1 protein-coding gene is annotated in these 666 nt (G+C 57.4%); it reads right to left on the bottom strand.

What is annotated here, in order from left to right; genetic code table 11:
• Positions 1-109: 109 nt before the first annotated feature.
• Complete coding sequence (locus tag M1L53_RS33070) at positions 110-484, bottom strand: hypothetical protein (protein WP_261949519.1); 375 nt, start codon at positions 482-484, stop codon at positions 110-112.
• Positions 485-666: the final 182 nt, after the last annotated feature.

Here is a 666-nt window from a genome sequence, read left to right as displayed (position 1 = left end):
TCGACGAAGCGATAGAACTGCGCCCACGGTCGAGTGCCACGAAAGAAATCGAGCAGGTCGACGTTACGTCGCTGTAGATCCCACTCGATTTCCTTGTAGTAGCGCTCGATCAGCTGGACGAGTCCAATTCTTTTCCCGGGATCTCCTCCACCTCGGCATCTTCCGCGGGGACTGAGCCGAAGTACTGATTCAGCTCTTCCACGAACGGCAGAAGTACCGCGAACGGTTCGTGGCGCAGAACCTCCCACACCGCGGGGAAGGAATCGCCGCAGAATGTCGCAAGGAACGACTTGAAATCCCGCTCGGACACAGCGCCCGAGTTGTCGAGAAGTGCTGCGATGGCGAGCATCTGCTCGATCGTGTCGGGCGCCTTGATTTTGATCGGCGGATCCACGGCATCGAACTCGTATGGCGCCTTGGTGGTGTAGTTCTGCGTGGCCTCAGCCTTGAGGATGGACCAACGCGACTTCTTCTTGACAACCATGATTATCTCCCCGGTCTTCGAATTACTTGGTGACGGACTTGGATTCGACAACGCCGCCACTGGCCAGCGTCGGCGTCTTGAGCTTGTAACCCTTGGTCAAGAGGTTGTTGACCTCGATCGCACTACCGGCGACATACTCGTTGCCCCGAGGGGAAGTGAGCGTGACAGGCTTGAAAGACATG

The sequence above is a fragment of the Rhodococcus sp. T9N genome (genome assembly GCF_024436645.1).
Taxonomy (GTDB): Bacteria; Actinomycetota; Actinomycetes; order Mycobacteriales; family Mycobacteriaceae; genus Rhodococcus_F; species Rhodococcus_F qingshengii.
This window is presented reverse-complemented; position numbering and strand designations above follow the sequence as displayed.